Origin of the sequence: Blautia coccoides (assembly GCF_034355335.1) — a bacterium.
Taxonomy (GTDB): domain Bacteria; phylum Bacillota; class Clostridia; order Lachnospirales; family Lachnospiraceae; genus Blautia; species Blautia producta.
This window is the reverse complement of the sequence record NZ_CP136422.1, coordinates 5,645,449-5,669,896: the sequence shown is the minus strand read 5'-3', so window position 1 is coordinate 5,669,896 and position 24,448 is coordinate 5,645,449. Positions and strand designations below refer to the sequence as shown.

The 24,448-nt window shown below is 47.7% G+C and carries 24 protein-coding genes and 1 tRNA gene; 17 read left to right on the top strand and 8 right to left on the bottom strand.

Going from position 1 to position 24,448, the window contains the following annotated elements:
• The first annotated feature begins 14 nt into the window (after nucleotides 1-14).
• From BLCOC_RS25555 to BLCOC_RS25545, 3 genes are all read left to right on the top strand, one after another.
• Nucleotides 15-158, top strand: coding sequence for a hypothetical protein (locus BLCOC_RS25555; protein ID WP_018595537.1), 144 nt, complete (start codon nucleotides 15-17; stop codon nucleotides 156-158).
• Between the two features lie 92 nt (nucleotides 159-250).
• Nucleotides 251-568: a thioredoxin gene (trxA, locus tag BLCOC_RS25550; protein ID WP_018595538.1), complete on the top strand. Its 318-nt coding sequence runs from the start codon at nucleotides 251-253 to the stop codon at nucleotides 566-568.
• A gap of 159 nt (nucleotides 569-727) precedes the next feature.
• A tRNA-Lys gene (locus tag BLCOC_RS25545) sits at nucleotides 728-800 on the top strand.
• 73 nt (nucleotides 801-873) lie between these two features.
• On the opposite strand, the gene BLCOC_RS25540 is transcribed toward BLCOC_RS25545, so the two are convergent.
• Nucleotides 874-1,458 carry a helix-turn-helix domain-containing protein gene (locus tag BLCOC_RS25540; RefSeq protein WP_115623787.1) on the bottom strand — a complete coding sequence of 195 codons (585 nt, stop codon included), beginning with the start codon at nucleotides 1,456-1,458 and terminating at the stop codon, nucleotides 874-876.
• Nucleotides 1,459-1,641: 183 nt separating this feature from the next.
• Here BLCOC_RS25540 and BLCOC_RS25535 point away from each other — a divergent pair, with 183 nt between their 5' ends.
• On the top strand, nucleotides 1,642-2,451 hold the full coding sequence (locus BLCOC_RS25535) for a SagB/ThcOx family dehydrogenase (RefSeq protein ID WP_115623786.1): 810 nt from the start codon (nucleotides 1,642-1,644) through the stop codon (nucleotides 2,449-2,451).
• A gap of 94 nt (nucleotides 2,452-2,545) precedes the next feature.
• The gene (locus BLCOC_RS25530) at nucleotides 2,546-3,568 is read left to right on the top strand and encodes an SDR family oxidoreductase (RefSeq protein ID WP_115623785.1); all 1,023 of its coding nucleotides are present in this window, start codon (nucleotides 2,546-2,548) and stop codon (nucleotides 3,566-3,568) included.
• A gap of 47 nt (nucleotides 3,569-3,615) precedes the next feature.
• Here BLCOC_RS25530 and BLCOC_RS25525 read toward each other — a convergent pair whose 3' ends face one another.
• Both BLCOC_RS25525 and BLCOC_RS25520 read right to left on the bottom strand, forming a co-directional pair.
• Nucleotides 3,616-4,062 carry a GatB/YqeY domain-containing protein gene (locus BLCOC_RS25525; protein WP_018595542.1) on the bottom strand — a complete coding sequence of 149 codons (447 nt, stop codon included), beginning with the start codon at nucleotides 4,060-4,062 and terminating at the stop codon, nucleotides 3,616-3,618.
• 153 nt (nucleotides 4,063-4,215) lie between these two features.
• Nucleotides 4,216-4,854 carry a trimeric intracellular cation channel family protein gene (locus BLCOC_RS25520; RefSeq protein ID WP_018595543.1) on the bottom strand — a complete coding sequence of 213 codons (639 nt, stop codon included), beginning with the start codon at nucleotides 4,852-4,854 and terminating at the stop codon, nucleotides 4,216-4,218.
• A gap of 206 nt (nucleotides 4,855-5,060) precedes the next feature.
• On the opposite strand from BLCOC_RS25520, the gene BLCOC_RS25515 reads away from it, so the two are divergent.
• Nucleotides 5,061-6,380, top strand: a complete 1,320-nt coding sequence (locus BLCOC_RS25515; RefSeq protein WP_018595544.1) for a sodium-dependent transporter — start codon at nucleotides 5,061-5,063, stop codon at nucleotides 6,378-6,380.
• 161 nt (nucleotides 6,381-6,541) lie between these two features.
• On the opposite strand, the gene BLCOC_RS25510 is transcribed toward BLCOC_RS25515, so the two are convergent.
• Together BLCOC_RS25510 and BLCOC_RS25505 are read right to left on the bottom strand one after the other, a co-directional pair.
• Nucleotides 6,542-8,143, bottom strand: coding sequence for a helix-turn-helix domain-containing protein (locus tag BLCOC_RS25510; protein ID WP_115623784.1), 1,602 nt, complete (start codon nucleotides 8,141-8,143; stop codon nucleotides 6,542-6,544).
• A complete protein-coding gene (locus BLCOC_RS25505; protein ID WP_242999006.1) occupies nucleotides 8,118-9,944 on the bottom strand; it encodes a sensor histidine kinase in 1,827 nt (608 codons plus the stop codon). The genes BLCOC_RS25510 and BLCOC_RS25505 overlap by 26 nt, the downstream gene beginning before the upstream one ends.
• 197 nt (nucleotides 9,945-10,141) lie before the next feature.
• Between BLCOC_RS25505 and BLCOC_RS25500 the strand changes: the two genes are divergently transcribed.
• From BLCOC_RS25500 to BLCOC_RS25475, 7 genes are all read left to right on the top strand, one after another.
• Nucleotides 10,142-11,407: an ABC transporter substrate-binding protein gene (locus tag BLCOC_RS25500; RefSeq protein ID WP_305147263.1), complete on the top strand. Its 1,266-nt coding sequence runs from the start codon at nucleotides 10,142-10,144 to the stop codon at nucleotides 11,405-11,407.
• An 84-nt stretch (nucleotides 11,408-11,491) separates the two neighbouring features.
• Complete coding sequence (locus tag BLCOC_RS25495) at nucleotides 11,492-12,349, top strand: carbohydrate ABC transporter permease (protein WP_044911682.1); 858 nt, start codon at nucleotides 11,492-11,494, stop codon at nucleotides 12,347-12,349.
• 10 nt (nucleotides 12,350-12,359) lie between these two features.
• Complete coding sequence (locus BLCOC_RS25490) at nucleotides 12,360-13,214, top strand: carbohydrate ABC transporter permease (protein ID WP_018595549.1); 855 nt, start codon at nucleotides 12,360-12,362, stop codon at nucleotides 13,212-13,214.
• Nucleotides 13,215-13,274: 60 nt separating this feature from the next.
• Nucleotides 13,275-14,384 carry a glycoside hydrolase family 172 protein gene (locus tag BLCOC_RS25485; RefSeq protein WP_115623782.1) on the top strand — a complete coding sequence of 370 codons (1,110 nt, stop codon included), beginning with the start codon at nucleotides 13,275-13,277 and terminating at the stop codon, nucleotides 14,382-14,384.
• 10 nt (nucleotides 14,385-14,394) lie between these two features.
• Nucleotides 14,395-15,624: an ABC transporter substrate-binding protein gene (locus BLCOC_RS25480; protein ID WP_115623781.1), complete on the top strand. Its 1,230-nt coding sequence runs from the start codon at nucleotides 14,395-14,397 to the stop codon at nucleotides 15,622-15,624.
• 57 nt (nucleotides 15,625-15,681) lie between these two features.
• On the top strand, nucleotides 15,682-15,816 hold the full coding sequence (locus BLCOC_RS27845; RefSeq protein WP_369123939.1) for an AlpA family phage regulatory protein: 135 nt from the start codon (nucleotides 15,682-15,684) through the stop codon (nucleotides 15,814-15,816).
• A 16-nt stretch (nucleotides 15,817-15,832) separates the two neighbouring features.
• Nucleotides 15,833-17,005, top strand: a complete 1,173-nt coding sequence (locus BLCOC_RS25475; RefSeq protein ID WP_018595552.1) for an NAD(P)-dependent malic enzyme — start codon at nucleotides 15,833-15,835, stop codon at nucleotides 17,003-17,005.
• A gap of 34 nt (nucleotides 17,006-17,039) precedes the next feature.
• Here the strand turns inward: BLCOC_RS25475 and BLCOC_RS25470 are convergent, their stop codons facing one another.
• Nucleotides 17,040-18,116, bottom strand: a complete 1,077-nt coding sequence (locus BLCOC_RS25470) for an acyltransferase family protein (RefSeq protein ID WP_115623780.1) — start codon at nucleotides 18,114-18,116, stop codon at nucleotides 17,040-17,042.
• Between the two features lie 415 nt (nucleotides 18,117-18,531).
• Between BLCOC_RS25470 and BLCOC_RS25465 the strand changes: the two genes are divergently transcribed.
• The gene (locus BLCOC_RS25465) at nucleotides 18,532-20,001 is read left to right on the top strand and encodes a CapA family protein (RefSeq protein ID WP_115623779.1); all 1,470 of its coding nucleotides are present in this window, start codon (nucleotides 18,532-18,534) and stop codon (nucleotides 19,999-20,001) included.
• Nucleotides 20,002-20,067: 66 nt separating this feature from the next.
• On the opposite strand, the gene BLCOC_RS25460 is transcribed toward BLCOC_RS25465, so the two are convergent.
• Nucleotides 20,068-20,331 carry a GTPase gene (locus BLCOC_RS25460; protein WP_226826369.1) on the bottom strand — a complete coding sequence of 88 codons (264 nt, stop codon included), beginning with the start codon at nucleotides 20,329-20,331 and terminating at the stop codon, nucleotides 20,068-20,070.
• A gap of 134 nt (nucleotides 20,332-20,465) precedes the next feature.
• On the opposite strand from BLCOC_RS25460, the gene cysK reads away from it, so the two are divergent.
• The 3 genes from cysK to ybaK all read left to right on the top strand — a co-directional run bounded on the left by cysK (nucleotide 20,466) and on the right by ybaK (nucleotide 23,341).
• Nucleotides 20,466-21,401, top strand: coding sequence for a cysteine synthase A (gene cysK, locus BLCOC_RS25455; protein ID WP_115623778.1), 936 nt, complete (start codon nucleotides 20,466-20,468; stop codon nucleotides 21,399-21,401).
• Nucleotides 21,402-21,490: 89 nt separating this feature from the next.
• Nucleotides 21,491-22,834 carry an MATE family efflux transporter gene (locus tag BLCOC_RS25450; protein ID WP_029471361.1) on the top strand — a complete coding sequence of 448 codons (1,344 nt, stop codon included), beginning with the start codon at nucleotides 21,491-21,493 and terminating at the stop codon, nucleotides 22,832-22,834.
• Between the two features lie 12 nt (nucleotides 22,835-22,846).
• Nucleotides 22,847-23,341, top strand: coding sequence for a Cys-tRNA(Pro) deacylase (gene ybaK, locus BLCOC_RS25445; protein WP_018595557.1), 495 nt, complete (start codon nucleotides 22,847-22,849; stop codon nucleotides 23,339-23,341).
• A gap of 145 nt (nucleotides 23,342-23,486) precedes the next feature.
• On the opposite strand, the gene BLCOC_RS25440 is transcribed toward ybaK, so the two are convergent.
• Nucleotides 23,487-24,101: a GDSL-type esterase/lipase family protein gene (locus BLCOC_RS25440; RefSeq protein ID WP_018595558.1), complete on the bottom strand. Its 615-nt coding sequence runs from the start codon at nucleotides 24,099-24,101 to the stop codon at nucleotides 23,487-23,489.
• Between the last annotated feature and the right edge of the window lie 347 nt (nucleotides 24,102-24,448).

Here is a 24,448-nt window from a genome sequence, read left to right as displayed (position 1 = left end):
AAAGGAAGTATCCTATGGCGAAGAAGAAAAATATGCAGAACTCCCTCTTTGAATGGGCATATACGAACAGGAAAATGGGCAGCAAAACTGCTGATATCTTAAAATCAGTCGGAGAAGTAAATAAGCTTTTAGATTCAGTCGGTAAAAAGAAAAAGTAAAGGTACCGAACAGTTACGAAGAAACAATATGGGGAAAGTAGTAAAAACTACCATAGGGAAGCGTACAGCGCTTAACCGGAAAGGAGAAGATCATGGTTGAAGTGATTACGGAACAGAATTTTGACAAGGTTGTGATGGGGGCGGATCTGCCTGTACTGGTGGATTTTTATGCGACCTGGTGTGGCCCATGCAAACAGATGGCGCCGGTGATCGAGGAGCTGTCAGAGGATTTGGAGGGCAAGGCCCTGTTCGGCAAGGTCAATGTGGATGAAAACATCAATCTCGCGCAGAGATATAAAATTATGCAGGTTCCCACCTTCCTGTTTGTTAAGGACGGCAAGGTGATGAGCCGGGAAACCGGCGGGATCAGCAAGGAAGAGCTGGCAGAGGAACTTGGGGTGTGGCTGTAAAGCCGCCCCCGGCCTGCGGCCGGCAGTCGAAAAATAGTGAAAAATGCGTTAATGGAGTGCAGTGCTAAATGTATATGATAAAAAACATAAAAAAATGTAAAAAAGATACTTGCATTTTTCCGGGATATCGCTTATAATATGTCTTGCGTTACAAAATATGCGCCTTTAGCTCAGTTGGTAGAGCAGTAGACTCTTAATCTATTTGTCCAGGGTTCGAGTCCCTGAAGGCGCACTAAAAAGCACTGTTTTTGCAGAGTTGGAGCTGCGGGGACGGTGCTTTTCTTTTGCGTCTCCAAAAACATATCTTATATATTCATTTTCATAAGCCCGTGCCGGTTGCAGTATGCGTACAGGATTCCGTGTCCCTTTTTGGAAAACCAGGCTTCCGGGTTCTGTTCAGGATAGAGCTTGACAAGCTCAAAACGGCTGGAAGTCACATAGGCAAAAAAGGAGATGAAGTGTGTCTTAGTCATTTCATGTTCTGCTGTGACGTAATATTCCCCATCCATAACCTCTGCGATAAAGGTGTGTTCTTTATCCGGGATTTCGGCTTCCAATACCGGCAGGGTGATGCCGCAGCAGCTTACAACGCTTTCCCCCATGGTGTGTATTACATTTCCGCATACAGGGCAGACATAGAGCTTTGAGCGGAGCATATTGCTGGATATATTGCTGTTGGAAATGCAGTCTCCTGTCATCAGCTCCACAACGGATATGCCAAGCACCCTGGCAAGCGGTTCGATCAGGCTGATATCGGGAAGGCCTTTGGCGGTTTCCCATTTGGAGATTGTCTTATGGCTTACATCCAGCCTGCCTGCAAGCTCTGCCTGGGTCATTTTTTTCTTTTCCCGCAGTTCCCGTATAGTATTTCCGGTAATATAGTGGTTCATATTCGGTACTCCTTTGTTTTTCTTTATAGTACGTTACAAGCTGGAAAAATACAACCTGCGTTGCGTAGAGTGTGTTTATCTGCTGCGGCTGCGGCGTTCGGGCCGGGAAACGGATTGTATCCATACAGATTTTTTGCTATAATTTCTATCATATAGTTAAAAAAGACAGGGAGGCCAGAGAGTATGAATCATGAGACCGGATATAAGATCATGCAGAACAGGGAGCTGCTGAAAGCCTACAATGTCTCCGACGCCGGAGCAGAGGCCACGGACCAGGAGCAGAAGCTTCCGGCAGCACCTTATGTGAAAGAGAAAAAAGGAGAGCGTATAATATCTCTGACAACTGATTTTGACGGCATTGCAGGCAGTGCCGATCTGTTTGGACTTTTACAGGGCAGGGTGAGCCGCAGAAAATATAGTGATGAGGCGGTCACTTTGAGGGAATTGTCGTTTCTTTTGTGGGCTGTTCAGGGGATCAGGAAGGTAGTGGGAAGGAATAACTTTGCCACATTCCGGAATGTTCCGTCAGCCGGTTCCAGGCATGCCTTTGAAACTTACTTGTTTGTGAATCATGTGGACGGGCTTGAGAAAGGGATTTACCACTATCTCCCCATGGAACATGCGCTGGAAGTGTGGGATGAGAGGCAGGATTTTGAGGGGGAATTGACTCAGGCGCTCTGTGGGCAGCATTTTGCGGCTGCGGCCCCTGTGACCTTTGTGTGGAGCGCGATTCCCTACCGGATGGAATGGAGGTACGGGCTGAAGGCGCATAAGTATATCCTTCTTGACGCAAGGCATGTGTGTGAAAATCTGTATCTGGCATGTGAGGCTGTGGGGTGTGGAACCTGTGCCATCGGCGCTTACGACCAGGATGCCCTTGACGAGCTTCTGGGATTTGCTCTGGGACCTTCCGCGGATACGGATTATGAATGCGCGGTGTACGCGGCCAGTGTGGGAAAGGCTGCAGCTAAGGAGCATTTTTGTGCAGAGTAATGCTTGTGTGCCGGAAAGTTCCGGGATATAATAAAAGTTACAGGCTGGGTGTAGAAAAGGCCGGTAATTTTATGATTCGGGAGGAAATGACAAGATGAAAGTGCTATTTATAGGCGGAACCGGAACCATCAGCATGGCGATCACCAAAAGGCTGCTGGAAGAAGGACACAAAGTGTACCTGCTGAACAGGGGAACACGGAACGGAGAACTGCCCGCAGGGGCTATAGGACTTACCGGGGATATTGAGGATGAGGAGCAGATATGCAAGCTCACAGAGGGTATGAAATTTGATGTGGTAGCTGATTTCATAGCATTTGTGCCGGAGCATGTGGAGCGTGACTACAGGATGTTTAAGGGAAGGACCGGACAGTATATTTTTATCAGCTCCGCGTCTGCGTACCAGAAACCGCCTTCTGATTACAGGATGACAGAGGGCACACCACTTTCAAATCCAAAGTGGCAGTATTCCAGAGATAAGATCGCCTGTGAAGAGCTTCTTATGAAGAAATACAGGGAAGAGGGATTTCCTGTGACTATCGTCCGTCCAAGCCATACCTATGATGAACGGAGCGTGCCCATGGGCCTTCACGGTGACAATGGCAGCTACCAGGTGATCAAACGGATAAAAGAGGGAAAACCTGTGCTGATACCGGGAGATGGCACGTCACTTTGGACTGTAACACATAACTCTGATTTCGCAAAGGGATTTGTGGGACTTATGGGAAATATCCATGCCATTGGGGAGGCTGTGCAGATCACCTCAGATGAGACGCTGACTTGGAACCAGATTTACCAGACAATAGCGGATGCCCTGGGGGTTCAGCTTCATCCTGTACGGGTTTCCAGTGATTTTTTGGATGCCTGCAGCGACTATGACTTCAATGGAAGCATGATGGGAGATAAATCCAATTCTGTGGTATTTTTAAATGACAAGTTGAAACGGCTGGTGCCCGGATTTAAAGCTGTGAAACGCTTTGACCAGGGTGTTAGGGAAAGCCTTGCGTACATAGAAAGCCATCCGGAATGTCAGAAAGAGGACCCGCATTTTGACGCATTTTGTGACAGGGTAGTAGAAGCCTTGGAACGGGCAAAAGAATTTGTAAGAGAAGGTTATTGATCAGAAATGGCCGGGAATCGTATCCCCGGCCATTTTTTACAAATATTTTAGTTCATCATACTGCCCAGAACCTGGTTTACCAGCTTGCCGTCCGCAATACCTTTTACTTTTGGCATTAGAACTTTCATGATCTTTCCTTTATCTTTACCTGTGGGAGCCTGGATATCCAGCTCTTTCAGCACACCGCTGATAACCTCTTTTATCTCCTCCTCGCTGAGCATTTTAGGGGCAAATTCTTCATACACGGCGATACGCTTTGTGCACTCATCAATGATGTCGCTTCTATCTGCAGGAGTCATTTCCAGAGTTTCTTTGGTCTGTTTGATCTCTTTTAATACCACTTCGTTCTCTTCAGCCTCGGTCAAGTCCTCTCTTTTGTCAATGGCTTTGTTTTTCAGGGCTGACAGCAGCATGGACAGGGAATCTTTGCGTTCTTTTTCGCCTGCTTTCATGGCAGCGACCATGGCTTTTCTCACTTCATCAATTTTACTCATTGTCGGAATCTCCTTTTCTTTTTTATAATGATAGAAATCCTGGGTTGGAATCCTACTCTGACTTATCAGTATACCACTATCGTTTGAAGCTTTCCACATTTTTATTTATGAAGGGCAGATAAAAAAATGCCTCGCGGGGCAGAGCGGCCTTCGCTATCGTACCCGCAGCAAATTCCACCTGAAATAAGCCGCCAACATCCGGATCACCACTGTAACGATCAATCCAAGTATAACTCCTGCCGGCTCTCCCATAGAATCCCGGCACACAACACAGACGATCCCTCCTGCAATAGAGGCGCAGGCATAAATCTCCCGCACCAGGATATAGGGTGTCTCTCCAGCCATGATATCCCTCAGCACACCTCCGCCGACTCCGGTAAGAACGCCTACGAAGACGAAAAAGAAAGTATTATTTTCCGTTACCACGTTTGCGGCAGCCTGGATGCCGACCACAGTAAAAATACCGAGACCCAGGGTATCGCAGAGCATCATGACATTGTCATAATATTTGTTCTTGGCTCTGGACTTTAAAATCTCCGGGTTCGTGTAGGTGATGGCAAAGAGCAGCGTGGACGTCAATATGGCAAAAAGTACGTAGACCGGCTTGGCGAAAGCAGTAGGCGGGGTGATTCCCAGGATGATATCCCGCATCATACCACCGCCCACCGCCGTAGTAGCCCCCAGAATATTTACACCAAAGATATCCATTTTTTTCTCAATGGCGATCATAGCGCCTGATGAGGCAAAGGCCACTGTTCCTATTATTTCCAATACAAAGATAAAGGTATCCATATTTTCCCCTCTGAAATAGATTTTGTTATCCATTATACAGCATACATGTAAAAAAATCGTCAGAAACGGGGAAAATAAAACTGGATTTGACTTTTTCTACAGTCTTTGATACATTAAAGCTACATACTTCAAAAAGCTAACGCATCAACCGGTCAGGGGAGGAAAGCTGGCTTCCCCGGCAGCCGGATCACACGGAGGAAAAGAAAATGCAAAAACACAAAAATGGCAGCTTTACCAGCTCACTTGGCTTTGTTCTGGCCTGTGTGGGCTCTGCGGTAGGGCTTGGGAACATATGGATGTTCCCATACAGACTGGGAGAATACGGGGGTGCGGCTTTTTTGATCCCCTATCTCTTTTTTATCTGCCTGTTCGGCTTTGTAGGCCTGTCGGCTGAATTTGCCATTGGACGAAGGGCGGGAACAGGAACACTGGGTTCTTATGAATACTGCTGGGAATCCAGAAAGAAAGGAACTGTCGGCAAGGTTCTGGGCTGGATACCCCTTCTGGGATCTCTTGGCATCGCCATCGGATATTCTATCATAATCGGCTGGGTGCTTCGCTTCCTGGCAGGTTCTGTGACAAATACTGTGCTCACTGAGGATTCAGCGGAATTTTTCGGACAGGTTACTGCCAATATGAAAAACCTGCCCTGGCATATTCTTGTCATTGCAATTACAGTGATCATTCTGATCACCGGAGCTGCGAACCAGATCGAGAGGGCGAATAAGATCTTGATGCCTCTGTTTTTTATCCTGTTTGCCATTCTGGCGGTGAGAGTATTCTTCCTGCCGGGTTCCCATGAGGGATACCGCTTTCTGTTCGTGCCGAAATGGGAGGCGCTGGCCAAGGTGGATACCTGGGTCATGGCTATGGGACAGGCCTTTTTCTCTCTGTCCATCACAGGCTCCGGTATGATCGTTTACGGGTCTTACCTGAGCAAAAAGGAGGATATCCCCAAATCTTCCATACAGACAGCGGTCTTTGACACAATTGCTGCCATGCTGGCTGCTTTGGCCATTATGCCCGCTGTGTTTGCTTTTGGCATTGAGCCGTCTGCGGGACCGTCCCTTATGTTCATCACCATTCCCAATATTTTTAGGCAGATGCCTATGGGACGCCTGTTTGCGGTGATCTTCTTCCTCTCTGTATGCTTTGCGGGGATCACGTCTCTTATCAATATGTTTGAGGCGGTGATCGAGAGCTGGCAGCAGAAGTTCAAGCTTCAGAGGACAAAAGCTGTTGCTTTCTGCGGCGGCATTGCACTTTTGGTGGGGCTTTTCCTGGAAGAGGAGTCAAAGGTAGGAAAATGGATGGATTTTATAACCATCATTGTTGTGCCCTTCGGAGCCGTACTGGGTGCTGTTTCCATTTACTACATTCTCGGATTTGACAAGATTAAGGGAGAACTGGAGGAGGGCAGAGAAAAGCCTCTTCCCGGAGCTTTTCGTGTGGCAGCAAAGTATCTGTATGTGCCGCTGGCAGTGATCGTGTTTATTCTGGGCCTTGTCTATAAGGGAATCGGCTGACAATTGAATCAAAAGCTGTAACAGTTCAGTGCCCTTACAGTTACAAGCAAAAATCCATGCAAATCACCTTTGGCGATGGGAGTTTTGCCTGGCTGCTGAACGTTTTCTTACGGTCAGCGCAGTAAATGCGCAGACCTACTGAATGGTTACCAAAAGCTTTACTATATTTCGGAATGCTGTTCTCTGTACGCAGAGGGCGGCATTCCGATTTTCTTTTTAAAGCTGTTGCTGAAATAGTATTGGTTGGCATATCCGCAGCGGATGCTGATCTCTTTCAGGGAAAGGGTGGAATTTTTCAGATACTGGCATGCGGCCTCTGTCCTGTGGGCTGCAATGGTGTCACTGATGCTCTGCCCGTATACTTTTTTAAAGAGAGCGCTCAGATAGGCGGGGCTTACCCCTGCATGTCCTGCAATATCATTGAGGCAGAGGGTGTTGTCCTCAAAATTCTCCCTGATGTAGCACAGTACCAGCTCACAGATCTGGTCATGGTAAGTCTGCAGCGAGGTATCCAGCTTTTGGCATACCTGAAGGCAGAGATGGTTCATCCATTTAAAAAATTCCTCATAGGTGTTAAACAGTTCAAAGTGGTTGTAAACAGAGACAATATCGTTTTCCAGGTCACCGGTGTCAATGTTCAGCTCATATAAGAATTTCAGGATCCGGCCCAGAAGGGAGTAAATTCTTATAAACACAATATTCTTGGTCTGGTACTTCAGTGAAACCTCCTGAAAGAAGCCTCGAAGCCATTCCTCAATAGCAGGCGCGTTCTTCTGGCACAGGAGGCGGATAAGCTCTTCCTCTTTAGACTCGGAGAAGGAAAACAGGCTGAACTCCCGTCCAAGGGCCTCCCGTGCATCGAAAATGTTCTTGTGCGGGAAGAAAAAACGGTATTTCAGTGCGTGGGAGGCGTTCTCATAGGAGACGTGCAGATCCCAGAAATCATCCACAACAGTGCCGATCCCCACATTCAGGGAGAACAGCCCATCCCGGTATTTTTCCAGCAGGCCGGAAACCGCCCTGTGGGCAGCCTGGAGAAAATGACTGGGGTTACTTGTGTTCTGCGCAAGAACAGCGATGATGCCATTGAATTCTTTTACAAAATATACCTGTCCGAAGACCACACATTGTTCCTTTAACAGGTCACAGACATTTAAAAGCTCGATCTGGTACTGGGTAATGCCCAGTTCATCTTCCGCCGATGAGGCGTTCTCCACCTCCAGTTTCAGCACATTAAAACAGGAGTAGTCAAGATCCAGGTTCAGGTATCCGGGATAGCGGCCCAGATGCCCGGCGGCGTCTTTGCCTGTGTAGTGCAGGAGGTCCGAGAAAAATTTTTCGGTCATGAGCGGACGGCTCTGTTCCACAAGCTCCCGGTTGCGCTGCTCTCTGTCGATGGCGCTGAACGCATTGCGAATTTTTTCTGTCAAATAGCTGTAATCCAGCGGTTTTTCAATGTAGTCGCAGACACCCAGACGGATGGCTCGTTTGGCGTACTCGAATTTGTCATAGGCGCTGATGAGAATGATCTTCACCAGGGGATTGACGGACAGGGCAAGGCTGCTCATGGAGATGCCGTCCAGGTTGGGCATTTCAATATCAGAGATGATAAGATCCACAGGGACGCGCCGCATGGATTCAATGGCCGAATCCCCGTTATTTTCCACATGGACCACCTCTGCGTCCAGCAGTTCCCAGTCTATATTCCGGACAATACCCTCAGCGGAGAGTGTATTGTCATCCACGATCATTACTTTCTTCATCACTTTCCTCCATCTGTTCAAATGTGATCACAATTTCAGTTCCCTCATTCAGTCTGCTTTCCACCTGAACCGTTCCGCTGCCGAAGGAAGGACTGGAAAGTCTTTTGTTTACGTTTCCGATGCCGAAATGTTTCTGGTAATCCACTGTTTTATTTTTCAGTGTGGCGCGCAGTTCTTCTAACTGTCTTGGGGCAATACCGGCCCCGTTGTCTTTGATGGTGATGATAACAGTGTCATCACCGTAGGAGACATCCAGTAAAATGTGTACGCAGGGCGTCTGCCGGGAAATACCGTGCTGGATACTGTTTTCCAGGAAAGGCTGCAGGGTAAAGCGGCAGATGAGAAAGTTCTGGATTCCGTCCTCTGCCCGGATCTCCCAACTGAGGCTGTCCTTGTGGCACAGCTTCTCCATCTCCAGATACAGGCGCGCGATCTCCAGCTCATCCTTAATGGTGATCAGATCTCCAGACTTTCTCAGGGTCAGCCGGTAAAAACGGGTCAGATCAGTGATCATCTCCTGTGCCGTGTCCAGGCGTTCCAGGCTGATACAGGTCTTGACAGAGCCGAGAATGTTGTAGAGAAAATGCGGATTGATCTGGGACTGGAGAAGCTGGTATTTCAGCCGTTCTTCTGACAAAGAGAGTTCCAGGATGGAATCCATGTTTTGGTTGAGGGACTCCTGCATGTTCTGGAATGTGATCCCAAGCCTGTCGATCTCGTCGTAAGAGGACGGTGACTTTGTATGGGGGACCAGCTCCGGTACCGGGGAGGGGGAGCTTGTTCCCAGATGAAAGGTTTTCATGGCAAGAGAGAGCTTTTTCAGCCTTTTTGTCAGGTTGCCGGAGATCATGATGATGACCAGGACTGTGAGAGGCAGAGATACCAGAAGCGTGAAGATAATGGTCTTTAGAAGAATTTGTGTGTTCTTCCGTATGTAACTGCCAGGAATCTCCGTAACGTGATACCAGCCGTTGTCCAGCCGGGCAGTGTGGTAATTGATGTCTTCTTCCCTGTGTGTTCCGGTTTCCCTGCCTGTGATGAGGCTCAGGGTGTCCCCATCCAGAACCGTACCGCAGAGTGCTTCATTGCTGTGCGCCATGATGGTTCCGTCCTCTGCCGCCAGGTAGCTTGTAATGTCCGTGCCGCTGAAGGTGTCGGACAGGGCATCAGAAAATTCAGAGGGGTCTATGAGGATAGTGTAGGCATATTCCGTGTTCCTGGTGCCCTGGTCGCGCAGAATACGGCAGCAGACGATCACATCCCGGGAGGTATAGCTTTCGGACAGGATGAAGGGTATCTGCATATCCGGATGATAGAACCAGATGGAATCTGTTCCGGGATTGAGCCTTTTTTGCCGGGGAATGCGGAAACTTTCCAGCTCCTCCAGAGGATAAAAGTAAAGTCCCTCGCCGGCTCCTGTCTGATCACGGGGGAGAAATATAGATATATGATAATAGCCGAAGGTGGTCTTAAACATAGAGATATCATTTCTTACACTGCCGAACACAGACAGGGACTGGGTGGAAGAGCTGTCTGTCTGCGACAGTGTGTACATGTCATACTGAATGGAATCTGCCACATTTTCCGTCTGTCGTATGCGGTCATTCATCTGTACATTTAACTGGTCGTCTGCCAGAAGGGCAGAACTCATGATCTTATCTTCAGCAATCTCATAGGTCACGCGGTAAAAGATAAAACCGATGATTCCCAGCGGAAGCAGTGTGCAGACGAGAAAAGCCAGCAGCAGCTTTGCCTGGAAGTGGGAAAAGACGGATTTAATCCTATCGGAAAATTTTTTCATACCGGACTCCTTCTTGATATCTTGTACTTTTATGGCTCTCATTATAAAGCACGGAACTTCCCCATTTCAACAGAGATAAAAATAATATAAACGAATCAAAAAATATTGTATTTAGAAAGAAATAGATATCTGGTATTTTTATGCTATCAAAAAACAATGCAGACGGCACGAAAGAGAATGCCGGAAATGGAGGAATTATGAAAAAGACAGTAAGTATTTTACTCACAGCAGCGGTGGCAGCCGGTATGCTGACAGGATGCGGGGGAAATTCCAACAATACGCAGGGAGAGGGCAGCAGCACTAAGAAAGGCGATTATGACCTGACTCTGTACAGCATCAACACCACAGATCCTGATTTTGATGACTGGCTGAAAAATGTGGAGGATGCCACAGGACTGAAGATCAATGTCATTGCAGCGCCTACGGATTCCGATACACGTCAGCAAAAAATAACTACGATCCTCTCAACAGGGGACAACAGCGTGGACATCATAGAGATCAATGATGAGATGAGCGCTTCATTCAAAAACTCCGGCTGGCTGGAAGGCTTAAATGATACCGTCATGACAGAGGACATCCGCGGCGAATTCCCTCAGGGCTACCTGGAAGATATGATCACGGATAAGGACGGAAACCTTGTAGGGGTACCGGGATATTCCGGATATCTGGCATTCTGGGTGAACCAGGAGATCATGGATGAGGTGGGCATTGCTTCCATTGATACAAAAGAAGATTTTATGAAATATATGGAAGCAGCTTCAGGGGACGGCAGATACGGCTACGGCGGTTCCTGGGAAAAAACTTATGTATTCAATGAAATTGCCCAGTTTGTCAACATGTTCGGAGGGGATTATTTTGACTGGACCAATCCGGCCAACAAAGAAGCCATCCAGTTTCTCCATGACATGGTGCAGAACGGACAGACACCCATCGACCAGATCGCTGACAAGTACGAGCAGATGAATCCAAAGGCCAATGACGGAAAATACGGAAGCTGGTTCATGTGGGGACTTGGAACTGATTATGAGAAGGCCGATATGCTGGGAGCAGACAAGATCCATATGGCCATGGTTCCTGACTTCAGCGGGAAAGGTGAGCGGGCTATCTTCACAGATTCCTGGAGTTATGTTTTGAACAAAGCTTCTGACAATAAGGAGGCAGCAGTCAAATTCCTGAAATATATGGCTGACGAGGGCGGTATGGAAGCCTCTTACAAGGCCTTTGACCGTTATCCGGCAAGAGCTGATGTGGCAGAGAAGATAGTTCCGGACACAGACCCTGCAAAGGAGATGTACAGCAGATATGCCGGGGAATGCAGGGTACAGGGGCGTCCCATGCTTCCTCAGACCATGGAATTCATCACAGATATGGGAACCATATACCAGTCCTGTATGAAGGATGAGATCACAGTGGATGAGTTCTGTGAGAAAGCACAGGAGCTTGTGGATAAATACAGTAAATAATGTCTGGCACAGGCACCGCAGCGGACACCTCCCCGCGGTGCCTTTTTGAGAGGAGGAACCAAGTTGACCATCAGTAAAAAATCAATGAAATGGATACCGTGGATACTGATTCTGCCGGTTATTCTGATCCGTGGATTTACAACCCTGTATCCCATCGGTGCAACCCTTAAAAATAGTCTGTTTGACATTAAGGTACTGTCAGGGATCAATGAATTTGTGGGTTTGAGCAATTATGTAAATGTGTTTAAAGACCCGAAGATCATATCATCTATCAGTTTTACCGTGATCTTCGTGGTGGTATCCATGGTTTTTCATGTTGTTCTGGGAGTGATGCTGGCACTTATCCTGAACATGAAGTTTAAGGGCCGCCGTTTTTTGAGGACCATTGTGCTGATCCCCTGGGCCATGCCCGCCGTAGTCATTGGCATGGCGGCAAAATGGGGATTCAATAACGACTATGGTATGATAAATGATTTTATCCGCCGGTTTGTGTCAGACTTTCAGTTCAACTGGCTGATCAATACCGGGTCTGCCCGGGCAGCGGTCATTGCCATGGACCTTTGGAAGGACCTGCCCTTTTTTGCCATACTGGTACTGTCAGGCCTGCAGTTCATATCCGGAGATATCTATGAGGCAGCAAAGGTGGATGGGGCAAACGGGATACAGAGCTTTTTCAGGATCACGCTCCCTCTGATCATGCGCAATGTGATCACGCTGTGCATTCCCTTTACCCTGTGGAGGCTGACCACATTTGATCTGGTGTATGCCATGACATCGGGCGGACCGGGGGAGGATACATCCCTGATCGCCTACAGGATCACCATGGAGGCATTTACCAACCTGAATGTGGGATATGCAGCCACCCTGGCAGTGATGCTGTTTCTTGTGATGGCGCTGTTTTCCTGGTTTAACATAAAAGTGATGAACCGGTTATCTGATTAGGAGGGTGAACATGAAAGAGAACAAGAAATACAGAATTTACAGAGGATGCGTGACAGCCGGCAGGTGGCTGCTGTTTGCAGTTGTGGCTTTCCTCATACTCTTTCCGGTGTACTGGATCTTTATTTCCTCCATCACACCGCCGGGTGAGCTGTTTCAGACGCCGATTGAGTATCTGCCGAAGCATCCCACACTGGAGAGTTATAAATTTTTGATTGAAAATGTAGGATTACTTGCTAAAATAGGAAATACAGTATTGATCGTGGGTGTGACGCTGATCGTCAGTACCGTGCTGTGCGCTATGGCGGCCTACGGTTTCTCACGGTTTCAGTCAAAAGCTGTCAGCATTGCGTTTGCATTCATCATTGCAACCATGCTGATCCCTGAGGTGGTGACTGCAAGACCCCTGTATGAGTTCATGCGGAAAGTGGGGCTGTATGATACATATCCGGGACTGATCATTCTCTATATCAGTGCAGTGATCCCCTTTACAGTGCTGATCCTGCGGAATTTTGTGTCGGAGATACCGGTATCCCTGGAGGAGGCGGCAGCCATTGACGGGGCCAGTTTTTCCCAGAGGCTTTTTCTAGTGGTCCTGCCCCTTATGAAACCAGCCATCGCAACTGTGTGTATCATTAATTTTATCACATGCCTGAACAACTTTTTCACACCGTTATATTACTCCAACGGCATTCAGGTGCTCTCCGTGGCTATCGTGCAGCTTCCGCTGCGGGACAATATGTACGGAGTACCGTGGGACCTTGTAAGTTCAATGGGATGGATCATCCTTCTGCCTATTATCATATTTGTAGCTGTATTTGAAAAACAGATCATGGATGGGATCATGGCAGGCGGAGTGAAAGCTTAAACAGAAAAAAGAAGGGTAGTTATTCGGCAGATCTGAATGATTACCAGGGAGGTAAAGAATATGTATGATTTTTTAGGAGGAAGTCTGGGATCTCTGGTATATGCAAGACATGGACAGAGCAGAGCCATTAACGCGGAGAATCCCACAGGAGAAAAGGGAAAGGGGGGAATGGCGGCAAGCCATCTTGGGCCTTCCAGGAAGGGTAGTCCCTGCCTTCATGACATAGCAAGCGGGGAGACAGTGACCCTGGCGGAGATAGAAGGCCCTGGTGTGATCAACCATATCTGGGTCACTGTGGCGGACAGGACCACAGACGCGGATTGTTTTGTGCTTCGGGACCTGGTGCTCCGCATGTACTGGGATGACGAGACAGAACCGTCTGTGGAGAGTCCTCTGGGAGATTTTTTCTGCTGTGGATTCGGCAGGGAATGTATTGTCAATTCCCTTCCCATGGCGGTAGTGCCAAGCAGGGGAATGAACTGCTATTTTCAGATGCCCTTTAGGAAAAAGGCCAGGATCACCTTGGAGAACCAGCACGCGAACCCTATACCCGCGTTTTTCTACCAGGTGGACTACTGTCTGTATGAAGCGCTGCCGGAAGACACTGCATATTTCCATGCCAGATGGAGACGGGAAAAAATAACCAGACTGCAGGAGGATTATGTGATCCTGGACCAGGTGAAGGGAAAGGGACATTATGTGGGAACTTACATGGCGCTGACCACCCTGGAACGTTACTGGTGGGGGGAAGGTGAGATCAAATTCTATCTGGATGGAGATGAAGAATATCCCACAATCTGCGGCACCGGGACAGAGGACTACTTTGGCGGCTCCTGGAGCTTTGCGAAACAGGTGGACGGCAGGACAGTGGAGCAGAATTACTGCACACCGTATCTGGGATATCCCTATTATTCTGCCCATGATGAAGCAGTCCACAATTTTTACCATAATGATGACTGCCCGCCCATGCGGGGATTTTACAGATGGCATATTCAGGACCCGGTCTGCTTCGAGGAGGACCTGCGTGTGACAATACAGCAGATCGGTGTGGGGCACAGAGGATTGTTTGAACGTCAGGATGATGTGGCCAGTGTTGCGTACTGGTATCAGGCCGAACCGCACTGTGCGTTTCCGGTTCTGATGAAAAAAGAGGACCGCTGGCCAAGATAAGGTGTAAAAGGTGAAAACATACAGATTGGGGATTTTATTGGGAGTTGGTATTTTATGCGGAGGATGCGGTCCAAAGGACGGCAGAGCGCAGGTAATACCTGAGGATGAGGACGTATGCAGGGAGGAGATAACACTGATGCATACAGATGCCGACAAGGAGGAATTCAGGCAGTACATAGAGGAGGCAGAGAAAAAACTCAACATGAAGATCAACCTGCTTTCCAGTCCGATCCATGCGGATAACCGGCATGCCAGGATTTCTACTATACTCTCATCCGGGGATGACTCTGTCGACGTGATCGCGGTCAACGACGAGATGATCACTGAATTTAAATATCAGGGATATCTGGAACCTCTCGGGGATGATGTGATGACGGAGGACATACGTTCCTGTTATCCTGAGGACTATATGGAGAAAATTGCCATGGCGGAGGGGGAAGTCTATTCTGTTCCCTACATGATGGACATTATGGTTTTCTGGGTAAATGAAAAGTTTCTGGACAGGGCCGGACTCTCCTCTGTAAATGACCGGGAGGACTTTGAAAAACTTCTGGACGGCAGATATGGGTACGGAAACTATGGGTACGGAAGTGCCTGGGAAACCAGCTATGTGTATAATGAATTATCGCAGTTCATCAATATGTTCGGAGGGACCTATGGGGACTGGTCGGATGATAATACCAGAGAGGCTCTGCAATTTCTGCACTACATGGCAGCAGAGGATAAGACACCCAGAGAACAGATGGTGGATCAGTATGAACAGATGGAGCAGAAATTCATACAGGGAAAATACGGAGCTGTCTTCATGTACAGCGGAGCCATGGATACTTTTTTGAGGGCCGGGGTTTACGGGAAGGACAAGATCCATGCTGCCCCTATGCCTGTGTTCAAAAAGAATGCTGCAAATGTGGCTACATGGCAGTATGTTCTCAACAAAGCCTCCGGTCACAAGGAGGCGGCAAAGAGGTTCCTGTCCTATGCGGCGGGGAGCGAGGGGAGCACTGCCTATGCAGACCACATGAAGAAGCTGCCCGCCCGTCTTGACGTGATCAGGGAAGGCAGTCTGGATATACCGGATCTGGATATTCTGAAAAAATATGCCGAAGAGCTGGAGCTGAAACCCCGTCCTTTGTGGAGAACACCCATGAGGGATATCAAGGCCACAGGGGAACTTTTCCAGAAATATATCACGGATGAGATCAGCCTGGATGAATTTTGCCTGAGGGCAGGCGGGACATAAAACAGACAGGAAGAAACGTGTTGCCCCGAGGCTTTTCTTATGCTAAAATAAAAGCGCATGCAGACCTGCCGGATAGTTACAAAGCGGCTGCATCTGTACCAGAGTATGTCTGAAGAAATATTTCCGCGGTCCGTACACCTGTCGGAGCGCAGAGCTAAGACATACTTAAGCAAACAACATGAGGTTCCATAAGAAAGGGAGATAAATCATGAACGCAAAAGAATTCGCTTTAAAACAGCATGAGGAATGGAATGGCAAAATTGAAGTCATCAGCCGTGCAAAGCTGGAGACCCCGGAGGATTTGGCAGTGGCTTATACACCCGGTGTAGCTGAGCCGTGTTTAAAAATATCCGAGGATGTAGATTTATCCTATAAGTATACAAGACGCCATAATATGGTAGCAGTTGTGACCGACGGAAGTGCGGTTCTGGGTCTGGGTGATATCGGGCCGGAGGCAGGTATGCCGGTTATGGAAGGAAAATGTGTACTCTTTAAAGAATTCGGAGATGTAGATGCATTTCCTTTATGTATCAGAAGCAATGATGTGGATGAGATCGTAAATACAGTACGCCTGCTGGCAGGAAGCTTTGGCGGTGTGAACCTGGAGGATATCTCCGCGCCCCGTTGTTTTGAGATAGAGAGAAGGCTGAAAGAATGCTGTGATATTCCTATCTTCCACGATGACCAGCACGGCACAGCGGTTGTCACAGCAGCGGCAATGCTCAATGCCTTAAAGCTCACAGGCAGAAAGCTGGAGGATATCAAGGTAGTCACATCAGGGGCAGGCGCAGCCGGAATTGCCATCATTAAACTGTTGGTAAGTCTGGGACTGAAGACTGTCATCATGTGTGACAGAAACGGCGCCATCTACGAGGGCCGCAGCGGCCTGAATGCCGAGAAAGAGGAGATGGCCAAGATCAGCAACCGCGGCATGGAAAAAGGCAGTTTGGCAGACGTGCTGAAAGGCGCTGACGTATTTATCGGTGTTTCCGCTCCGGGAACTGTGACAGAGGAGATGGTTAAGACCATGGCTCCAAGCCCCATCCTCTTCCCTATGGCAAATCCTGTACCGGAGATCATGCCTGATCTGGCAAAGGCGGCGGGAGCAGCCGTTGTGGGAACCGGCAGAAGTGATTTCCCGAACCAGATCAATAACGTTCTGGCATTCCCGGGTATCTTCCGCGGTGCCCTTGACGTGAGGGCAAAAGACATCAATGATGAAATGAAAGTGGCAGCCGCGTATGCAATCGCAGGTCTCATTGATGAAAAAGAGCTGACACCGGATTACATTATCCCGAATCCTTTTGACAAACGTGTGGCAAAGGCAGTTGCCGAGGCAGTGGCAAAAGCAGCCAGAGACACAGGAGTGAGCAGGATCTGAAATAACCGTACAAAATAAAATAGCTGCATTTCCATCATCCATACGGATGACGGAAATGCAGCCTTTTTTGTATCCTTTTTCCAAACCCCGTAAAGTTTCCTGTAAAATGCCCTGAATTTTTTCCTGAACCGTTCCCGAAGAAGGAGGGAACAGGGAGGGAGGAAACCTTTGTCACAAAACGGTTAGGCCCATCCATGGACAGAAGCCGGGTAAGTGCCAGACAAAATCCGATGAGCAGAGCGCCCTGCCAGATTTCGGACACGGATTCCAGGATCGGTGTGGCATTCAATACACTGTACACAATACCGTGGAACAGATAGATTGGCATGGTACGCTGTCCGAGCTTTGAGAAGCTTCGGGGGTTCCTGGAGACCACGGTACTTACCAGGAAAATAGCCAGAAAAGAAACGCCATAACAGGCAAGCCTTATGAGGATTCCCTCTCCGTATCCAGTCTCCATCTCCTCATAGGAATATCTGCCGTAGAAAATTTTTGGTGTCAGATGTACTTTAAAGGCATAGGCAAGTGTCAGGCAGCCGCCCAGATATATGGAAAAAACAGCCAGCAGCTTTCCGGCATTTTTCTTTATTTTTTCAAACCAGTCCCTTTCAAACCGGTATCCTGCCAGGAAGAAGGGGAAGAATACCAGAATACGCGGGATACTGAAGAAGTTGTCCAGCTCTGTCATGCCTACCAACAGCCCTGCGGTGACAGCGATGAACATATATCCCGGAATCCTTTTCAGATAAGGGGTGACCAGCCGCCAGAAAAACAGAGCCATCAGGTACCACAGGGAAAATTTAGGTCTTGCAAAGTAAAGGCCGGTATCCTTGTGTATGATGAAAACATATAAAAAATAATAGATAAGCTCATAGATAAAATAAGGAATGACCAGTTTCTGTACCAGCTTTCCAAAGGTTATCTCTCTTTTTGAAAAGTAACCGGATATGAAAATAAATGCTGGCATGTGGAAAGAAAATATCATCCATTTCAGTCCCGACAAAAACAGATTGTTGTCATAGCAGGGTTCTATAAAGTGCCCTATTACCACCAGGACAATGAGGAGGGCTTTATAATTATCGAAAAAGTAGTCGCGGTTTTTAGTTGACATAATAGTACCTCTGACTTTTGCAGATAAGATCAACAGTCTCGTTTTGTATGATACACCGTATGGAGAACAGGCGCAAATAGAAATTCAGGCCTGTTTTAGAGCAGATATTGGATAAATTGTTACAATTTCCCTATCCGGTTTGAGGCAGCAGGAACTTGTACAGAGACCGTAAAAAATGCTGTCCGGCGTGTGGATATAGTGGAATTGTGCCGCATTTGCAAGGCAAAAACCAGCGGGACGGCAGAAGGCGGAGCTGTTGCGATAAATTTACATAGAAATAGAATTGTGTTTTACAAAATATTTGTTATAATAGTTGTTAATAGTGCAGAATAAAACTGACACTGGCAAATATCTGATATCCGTAACGGCAGAAAGTGAACTTTCTAAATCGAATCAGGCAGAAAAGGGTGAATATATGAACGAAGATGAAAAAAGAGAGATTGAGAGAAAGAAAAGGATTCAGGCCCGTGAAATGAAACGCCGTCAGCAGGTGATGAAACAGAGGATGATCCTTGCAGGGACAGTCGTTTTAATATTGCTGGTGGTGATCGTGAGCGCTTCTGTGAGCAACCACAGGAAAAAAGTAAAACAGGAAGAAGAGATCAAAGCTGCCCAGCAGAAAAAAGCTGAGGAAGAGGCAAAGAAGCAGGAGGCAGACAGTGAGCTGCACTTCATTGCAGTGGGAGACAATATTCTGCAGGACGCCTTGCTTGAAGCAGGGAAAGAGAATGAGGAGACCTGGAATTATGATGCCCTGTATGCGCAGGTGGCAGGTGATATCCAGGCAGCCGACCTGGCAGCCGTCAATCAGGAGACACCTCTGGTCAATGACCACAAGGATGTGTCGGGAAGCGGGCTTATGGGAACTCCGCTTGAGGTGGGTGACGCTCTGGCAAAGGCGGGATTTGATATAGTCACACAGGCGACCAACCATGCTTTTGACAAAGGCAAGCCGGGAATACTCAATTCTGCCGCCTTCTGGCAGACACAGCATGCAGACGTTCAGCTTCTGGGGATTCACGGGGATGAGGCGGATGCAGAGAACCGTGTGAAAGTCATTGATAAGAAGAACATGAAGATCGCGGTGATGAATTATACTTACGGCGTGGACGAGGATGCAGGATTTTCCGAGGCGGATTCCTATATGATAGATGTCTATTCTGAGGACAAGGTAAAGGCGGATGTGGAGAAGGCAAAAGGGGAAGCTGATTTTGTCATGGTATTTCTTCACGCGGGAGCTGAGTATTCAGAGGAATTTTCCGACACAGCAAGACAGAGGATAGATTTTCTGGCAGCACAGGGTGTGGACGCGGTGATCTGCAGCAATCCCCATGTTCTGCAGTCTTACGGCATGATGCCCAGGCAGGATGGGAAAAATATGCTGGTTTACAGCTCTCTCGGCAATTTCGTTTCCGCAGATGTTCAGGTGAGAGGTCTTGTGGGAGGTATGGCAGATATTACCCTGAAAAAAGACGGCAAGACAGGTGAGGTATCTGTCAGTGATTACAAGCTGGTGCCTCTTGTGATGCATTATGACAGCGAAAAGAAAAACTGTGCGGTATATAAGGTTTCAGATTATACAGAAGAGCTGGCAAAGGCCCATGGAATCCATCAGGAGACAGATGAGACCTTTACCCTGGACAGTATTAAGGAACTGGCTGCCAAATACGAGTCACCTCAGGCGTTTTCCTCATCAGGAGATACCGGTTCAGATGGAGCGGAGACAGAGGTAAAGGGCAAGGGTTTAACTGATACGGAAACAGAAAATGCTGATAGTAAGACTGAGAACACAGACAACAGCAAAGAAAACACAGACAACAACAAAGAGAACACAGACAACAAGAAAGAGAATACAGACAAAAATGACAGCACTTCAGGTGACTGAGACAGAACCTGAACTTAGGGCGGAGATGTGATAGAACACAGCTCCGCCCTTTATACGGGAAAAGATTTATTCTTCAGTGTATTCTTCCGGGGAGAAGGGATAGACCTCTTTATAGGATTCCAGTTCCGCTTCACTGACCGGAGGCTTATACATAAGTCCTGTCATTTCCATAGCTGCCTGTCCGTCAAGGTCATCAGAAGAGCTGGATTCCACGTGGTAGATATCTTTGCTGCCGCCTTTTCCGCCATTTCCATTTCCCTGGCCTTTTCCGCCGCCTCTGTGGCAGTTTTCGGAATTCTCATTTTTCACTGATGTTGTAATATCTTTCATTTCGCACATTTCCTTTCTCCGTTTCTTTTAGTATGTGCGAAAAACATGAGAAAATGCATTGACAAACAAAACAGCCATAGTCTATGCTTTTATCTGATAAAGAGAATCGGAAAATTTAAAAGGAGTGATCTCACATGGAAAATATCAAAAAAAGCGCTGCCCAGCTTATCGGCAATACACCTCTTATGGAATTATGCAATTACGAAAAAAAATATGAACTGCAGGCGCGTTTGATCGCAAAACTGGAGTATTTCAACCCGGCAGGAAGTGCAAAGGACAGAGTTGCCCTGAGCATGATCGAAAGGGCGGAGCAGGAAGGCAGGTTAAAGCCGGGAGCCACGATCATAGAACCTACCTCTGGAAATACGGGAATCGGCATTGCCTCTGTAGCTGCCGCAAAAGGATATCATGCGGTCCTCACCATGCCGGAAACCATGAGTGTGGAGCGCCAGAAACTGCTTCGCGCCTACGGGGCCGAAGTGATTCTGACGGAAGGCAGTAAGGGAATGCAGGGCAGTATAGAAAAGGCTGAAAAGCTGCAGAAAACTATTCCGGGATCTGTCATTATGGGACAGTTTGACAATGAGGCAAACCCGGCAGCACATGAGGCTTCCACAGGTCCGGAGATTTACAGGGACACAGACGGGAAGGTGGACATCTTTGTGGCTACAGTGGGAACAGGGGGGACCCTGACAGGCACAGGCAGATACCTGAAAAAGCAGAATCCGGAAATTCAGATCATTGCCGTAGAGCCTGCTGAATCTCCGCTTTTGTCCGGAGGACAGGCGGGAGCACACGGAATCCAGGGAATTGGCGCTAATTTTATTCCGAGTATCCTGGACAGAAATATTTATGACGAGGTTATCTGCGTTACCACAGAGGATGCCTGCAAAACGGGCAATGACATTGCAAAGTGCGAGGGGATTCTTGTGGGAATCTCCTCCGGTGCGGCTGTGTGGGCTGCGGCTCAGCTCGCAAAACGTCCGGAGAATAAAGGGAAAAATATAGTGGTGCTTCTCCCGGATACTGGAGACCACTATCTTTCAACGGATATGTATGATCAGGAGTAACGGATCGTAAGCGTTCTGCCTTCTGCTGGAAAAGTGATAAATAAGATTAGGAAATAAGATTTAGAAATAAGGTAAAGGATTGACTAAATATGAAACAGACAGAAAATATCATGGGAACAAAAAAGGTACTTCCTCTTCTCGTTTCCATGTCCATACCGCCTATGGTATCCATGATGATCCAGGCACTTTATAATATTGTGGACAGCATGTACGTGGCAAGGGTCAGCGAGGACGCCCTGACAGCAGTTTCCCTGGCCTATCCGCTTCAAAATCTGATACTGGCAGTGTCCGTGGGCTTTGGCATTGGTCTGAATGCTTGTGTTGCCAGGGCTTTAGGGGCAAAGAATGTAAAAGAGACAGAGGCAGCCGCGGCTCACGGTGTTGTGCTGACAGGCCTGCACAGCGTTCTCTTCATACTGATCGGACTTTTACTGGTAAAACCTTTTATAGGAATGTTCACAGAGGATGCGCAGATTTACAGGATGAGTTGTGAATATGCCGGTATTGTACTCTGCTTTTCCTTTGGAAGCATGTATCACCTGTTTGCAGAGAAAATTTTTCAGTCTGTGGGCAATATGGTTTTCCCCATGTTCTTTCAGGCAATCGGTGCAGTTCTGAATATTATTCTGGATCCCATCATGATTTTCGGTCTGTTGGGATTTCCCGCCATGGGGGTCAAGGGCGCGGCTGTGGCCACTGTCACAGCACAGATCACTGCGGGTATCATAGCTATGGTTTGTTATCTGAAGAAATGTACCCAGGTAAAATTGGATTTTCACGGATTTCATTTTGACTGGGAAATTGTTAAGAAAATTTATATGGTGGGCATCCCCTCTGCCATTATGATCTCTATGCCGTCTCTGCTTGTGGGGGCATTGAATTCCATATTGACGGCGTTTTCGGGGACAGCTATTGCAGCTTTTGGGCTTTACATCAAGATCCAGTCCTTTGTGTATATGCCGGCAAACGGTGTTGTACAGGGCATGCGCCCGATCATGAGCTATAATTATGGGGCAGGCAGCAGGAAGCGGATGATGGAGACACTGAAAAGCAGCCTCCAGGTGGCGGGAGCCATTATGCTTCTGGGCACAGTCCTTTTCCTGGCGTGTCCTGGGTGGATCATGAAGCTGTTTGACGCAGGGGATGAAATGATGCGGCTGGGTGTTCCTATGCTGCGGATCATCAGCCTAGGTTTTGTGGTGTCAACGGTGGGGTGCGTGCTCTCCGGGTCTTTTGAAGCTCTGGGGCAGGGGATGCACTCTCTATTGATATCCATGCTGAGGCAGCTTGTGATCATTGTGCCGCTGTCTGCATTGTTCAGCAGAATATGGGGGATTTACGGGGTTTGGATGACATTTCCCCTGGCAGAGGTCATTGCGGCGGCAGCGGCAGTGATTCTCTTTAAGCGGTTCATGAAGAAATTAAAAGTTTAGGAGGGAGATAAAATGGCAAAAAACAAGGACAAAGAAGTGAAGACAAATGCCATGAGAATTCTGGATAAGAATAAAATCTCTTATGAGACGCTCACCTATGAGTGTGATGAATTCATAGACGGACTGCACACGGCAGAAAAGACAGGAGCGCCTGTGGAACAGTCTTTTAAAACTCTGGTAGCACAGGGAAAGAGTAAGGAATATTATGTTCTTGTCCTTCCCATTGCAGAGGAGGTAGACTTAAAAGCCGCGGCCAGGGTACTGGGGGAAAAGTCCATTGAGATGATCCATGTAAAAGATATCACGGCAGTGACCGGGTATGTCAGAGGCGGATGCAGTCCCCTGGGTATGAAGAAACAATATAAGACCATTATCCAGGAGAGTGCTGAGAAATATCATGAGATTTATGTGAGCGGCGGGAGGATCGGCTCCACCATAAAGTTAAATCCGGTGGATTTAGCTCGGGCTGCCCATGCAGAGTTTGCCGCATTTACGGCTGAGGAGTAAAAAGGTAATTATACGGTAAGTCTGCCCATCATACGCAGGAGCAGAAAAAAAATAGAACTGCTGCGGAATATTGAAGCACCTGTTTCCAAGGTGTTTCAACATTCCGCGACAGTTCTTTTCATGTAGATATCAGCGGTTTGACCGGTTATAATTTAAACGCGTTTCTGACAATATCCGCCAGGATCTTCTGACCAAGGACAGTCAGGTGAATACCATCCGTTGTGACAGCGTCATAACCATGCTTTTCGATCTCTTCTTCCAGGGGCTTCTGCAGCGGAACAAAGTGTGCGCTGTAATTTCTGGCAAGCTTGCGGATATTTTTGGACATCTTATGCTGCCAGGGAACCCAGTCATGGTATTTGCCGCATTTTGGAAAAATAAATGGTTCCAGTGTGATGACTGATGCAGTGGTCTCTCTGGATAAGTCAAACAGCATTTCGTGGTAAGCACGGATACTGTCCTCCAGCATGTAGAGCTTCTCCTGCTCCGGCACATCGGCCTGTACGATCAGCCCCACATCATTGATCCCTACCAGGATGCTCACATAATCCGGATGATAAGAAATGCAGTCCCTCTGCAGTACACCGGCGATCTGTTCTGTGATATTGCCGTCAACACCTTTATTCAAAACCCGCCAATTGGGGTCAGCTTCAGTAATATAGGCCGCGAACTCGCTGACATATCCGTTACCCAGAGGATTGTCAGATGTCATTCTGCCGGCGTCGGTAATGCTGTCTCCTAAAAATACAATGATACCCATAGCGATTCTCCTTCGGCATATAACCATTTTCAGGCCATCTGATTGTATAATATACTATTTTAACTGAAAATGACCGTTATTGCAAATAGTAATTTTGTGAAGGGTTGCCAAAAAGCCGTTTTGGTAAAATTTTCTATGGACAAGAGGCGCCGGGAAGTATATAATCATTTTCAAGCTAAGTCGTTAGCTTTTCTATTTTTTATCAGCCGTTCGGCAGATGGATTCCATGTTGATTTAACAAAATAAGCGGAAATTCCCCTATCTCTATAGACAGAGGGTAATTCTGAAAAGGCTTATGGGCAGCCGCACTTTATAAAAGTATGGGCGGAGGCCGGAAACAAAATGCA